The sequence below is a fragment of the Pseudomonas sp. 18.1.10 genome, assembly GCF_024655625.1.
Classification (GTDB): domain Bacteria; phylum Pseudomonadota; class Gammaproteobacteria; order Pseudomonadales; family Pseudomonadaceae; genus Aquipseudomonas.
The window spans coordinates 1-2,410 of record NZ_JANLGL010000408.1 but is presented as its reverse complement, the minus strand read 5'-3'; the positions used below and the strand labels follow the sequence as shown (position 1 = coordinate 2,410).

The 2,410-nt window shown below is 60.4% G+C and carries 3 protein-coding genes; 1 reads left to right on the top strand and 2 read right to left on the bottom strand.

The features are described 5' to 3' along the window. Nucleotides 1–109: 109 nt before the first annotated feature. Both kynA and kynB read right to left on the bottom strand, forming a co-directional pair. Nucleotides 110–967: a tryptophan 2,3-dioxygenase gene (gene kynA, locus NUV89_RS29195; protein WP_017738408.1), complete on the bottom strand. Its 858-nt coding sequence runs from the start codon at nucleotides 965–967 to the stop codon at nucleotides 110–112. Beyond that, entirely contained in the window at nucleotides 964–1,614 is a 651-nt protein-coding gene (kynB, locus tag NUV89_RS29190; protein WP_257784043.1) for an arylformamidase, read from the bottom strand. Before kynB ends, kynA begins: the two co-directional genes overlap by 4 nt. 390 nt (nucleotides 1,615–2,004) lie before the next feature. On the opposite strand from kynB, the gene NUV89_RS29185 reads away from it, so the two are divergent. Beyond that, the gene (locus tag NUV89_RS29185; RefSeq protein WP_010206533.1) at nucleotides 2,005–2,349 is read left to right on the top strand and encodes a cupin domain-containing protein; all 345 of its coding nucleotides are present in this window, start codon (nucleotides 2,005–2,007) and stop codon (nucleotides 2,347–2,349) included. Nucleotides 2,350–2,410: the final 61 nt, after the last annotated feature.

The window sequence follows — 2,410 nt, the reverse complement described above, 5'->3', positions numbered from 1 at the left end:
AGTTAACGAATACGTCGGCTGACCCACTGCTTTCGCGAGCAAGCCCGCTCCCACAGTGTTGATCGCATTCCAAAATGAAGAAGCCCCGGTAATCCGGGGCTTTTTTTGTTTAGAGGGTTGAGCGTACTCGCCACAACTCGGGAAACAACACCGTGTCGAGCATCTTGCGCAAATACCCCACCCCTTCAGTGCCGCCGGTCCCCGGCTGGAAACCGATGATCCGCTCCACCGTGGTCACATGGCGGAAACGCCATTGGCGGAACGAGTCCTCCAGGTCGATAAACTTCTCGGCCAACTGATACAAATCCCAATACCGGCTCGGGTCGCGATACACCTCGCGCCACGCCGCTTCCACCGACTCATCGTGCACTGTCGCCGCCGTCGGGTCGCGCTCGGCGCGTTTCGGATCAATCGCCAGGCCCGCCTTGAGCATCAGATTGATCGCCTCGTCATACAGCGACGGCGTGGCAATCGCCACTTTCAATTCGTTCAACAGCTCTGGCCGATGCGCATGGGGCCGCAACAGCGCCGCGCTTTTATTGCCGAGGATAAATTCGATCTCACGGTACTGGAACGACTGGAACCCCGACGACTGCCCGAGGAACGGGCGGATCGCCTTGTACTCGGACGGCGTCATGGTCGCCAGCACCGCCCAGGCGTGCACCAGTTGATCGAAGATCCGCGACACCCGCGCGAGCATCTTGAACGCCGGCGGCAACTCCCCCAGGCGCACGTGTTCGCGGGCGGCCTTGAGTTCGTGGAGCATCAGTTTCATCCACAGCTCAGAGGTCTGGTGCTGGATGATGAAGAGCATTTCGTTGTGGTCCGGCGACAGCGGGTGCTGGGCGCTGAGGACTTTGCCCAGGTCCAGGTAGTCGCCGTAGCTCATGGACTCGGAAAAATTCAGTTCGGCGTTGTGCCATTCTTCGGGCGGTTGATAATCGGCAGAAAAGGGACATTGGCTCATCGCGTGGGCTCCTTGAGCGGGCGGAGAATGGCGCGGACGGGGCTCGCGTCAAGGTTGGCAAAACGCAGCGGCAGGGCGATCAGTTCGTAGTCGCCCTCCGGCACGTCATCAAGCACGATGCCTTCGAGAATCGCCATGCCATGGCGCGCCACGGCATTGTGGGAATCCATGGTCTTGGACTGTTGCGGGTCCAGGGACGGCGTGTCGATACCGATCAAACGCACGCCCAGGCTGGCCAGCAACTCGATGGTTTGCGGGGCGATGGCGGTGAAGTTCGCATCCCACTCGGTGAGCGGCGCTTGTGGATAAGTGCGCAGCAGCACGCGCTCGGGCAAGTTATCCACACGGCCTTCGAGCTGATGCGGCTGCACCAGCGCGCCGCTGTCCAGGCAATGCAATACGCGGCAGGGGCCCATGTACACGTCCAGCGATACCTCGCCAATCGGCGCACCGTCTGCGCTGTAGTGCAGCGGTGCATCCACATGGGCGCCGGTGTGCGGCGACAGGGTAATGCGCCCGACATTCACCGGGCACTCCGGGCCGAATTGCCACACGCGCTCTTCCTGGAACGGCGTGTCCCCCGGCCAGGTCGGGGTCGCCGTACTCAAGGGCGGGCTGATATCCCACCACGTTTTTATTGGGTTCATTTCAAGGCTCTCGGCGGTTACTGGGGTGAATGATACGAGGGCCGCGTGCGAATTTTCTTGCGAATTCTGCCGTGGAGTGGGAAATCTTTCGCACTTACTGCGAGGAAATGGCTGATTGGTGATTGAAAATTCCGTCCAGCATCAGCGCAGAACTTATGTGGGAGCGGGCTTGCTCGCGAATGCGGTGTATCAGTCACAGATGCGTTGTCTGACCCGCCGCTTTCGCGAGCAAGCCCGCTCCCACACAAGCCCGCTCCCACACTAGGTTCCAGGGTGTCAGAGGAATCGCCGGCGGCTGCGCTTCTGGACATCCCGATGTCGAGTTCAGACCACTGGCCCAACCCCCAAGGCCTTAGGGTGGACCTTTCCATTCCCTGCCTCGGAGACATCATGTCCAAGCCCATCACCGTACTGCGCGACACCCACCCCTTGCCGGTCCTGGATGCCTGCAAATGGGAAAAGCTCGAAGGCGACCCGCACACCGTCAACCTCAACGCCTACACCAGCGAAGACGGCAGCAAGATCATGGGCACCTGGATCTGCACACCGGGCAAGTGGTACGTGGACTACGTGAAGTGGGAATACTGCCACTTCCAGGAAGGCTACTGCATCATCACCCCAGAAGGCCTGGAGCCGATTCATTTGCGGGCTGGGGATATCTTTGTGGTGGAACCGGGGATGAAGGGGACGTGGGAGGTAGTGGAAACGGTGCGGAAGTATTTTGTGTTTGCCTAAACACTTTGTGGCGAGGGAGCTTGCTCCCGCTGGGCTGCGCAGCGGCCCCAAAATCTTGGGA

Excerpts from the sequence above, each read along its gene's own strand:
- NUV89_RS29185 (WP_010206533.1), top strand. The coding sequence starts at position 2,005 with ATGTCCAAGCCCATCACCGTACTGCGCGACACCCACCCCTTGCCGGTC.
- kynA (WP_017738408.1), bottom strand. The coding sequence starts at position 967 with ATGAGCCAATGTCCCTTTTCTGCCGATTATCAACCGCCCGAAGAATGG.
- kynB (WP_257784043.1), bottom strand. The coding sequence starts at position 1,614 with ATGAACCCAATAAAAACGTGGTGGGATATCAGCCCGCCCTTGAGTACG.